The organism is Kocuria cellulosilytica (genome assembly GCF_040981245.1).
Taxonomy (GTDB): domain Bacteria; phylum Actinomycetota; class Actinomycetes; order Actinomycetales; family Micrococcaceae; genus Kocuria; species Kocuria cellulosilytica.
Window position 1 is genome coordinate 1 of record NZ_JAVFWZ010000083.1, and the last position, 590, is coordinate 590.

Consider the following 590-nt stretch of genomic DNA (forward strand, 5'->3'; position numbering starts at 1 on the left):
TGGACGAGCCGTTCTCGGCCCTGGACACCATCACCCGGGACCTGCTTCACGAGGAGCTGCTGCGCTGGTGGCGCGCCAGCGGCCGGACGATCGTGTTCATCACGCACGACGTCGCCGAGGCCGTGCGGCTGGGCCAGCGGGTGCTGCTCATGTCCTCGCGGCCCGGGCAGGTGGTCCAGGAGTGGGACACCCGGCCGTGGAAGGACCCCGAGTCCTACGGCTTCGAGGGCAACGCGCAGTCGCTCGACGACACCCTCGGCGAGCTGACCCGCACCATCACCGCACGTCTGCGTGAGGAGATCAGCCGCCATGCGAAATGACACCGCCGACACCGCCGCGCCGCCGGCAGCCCCCGCGCCCCGGGACGCCGAGCGGCCGGTCACCGGCCCGCAGCCGGTGCCGCACGCCGGGCAGGGCGACGCCGGCGAGGAGCTCGCCGGGCTCGATGCCCTGCAGACCGAGCGCACGCGCAAGACCTCTGCCGGCGAGGTGTTCCGCACCAAGGTGGCCCCGCCCCTGGTCGCCCTGGTGGCCGGGCTGCTGCTGTGGCAGCTGCTCGTCGCCCTCCTCGGCCCCCGTCCGGACGTCAT

General features: G+C 73.9%; 2 pseudogenes. Both read left to right on the forward strand.

Annotated elements, in window-relative coordinates:
* Positions 1 to 320 (forward strand): annotated as a pseudogene (locus RCG67_RS17105) (ABC transporter ATP-binding protein); the annotation flags it as partial.
* Positions 310 to 590, forward strand: a pseudogene (locus RCG67_RS17110) (ABC transporter permease); the annotation flags it as partial. The pseudogenes RCG67_RS17105 and RCG67_RS17110, both read left to right, overlap by 11 nt.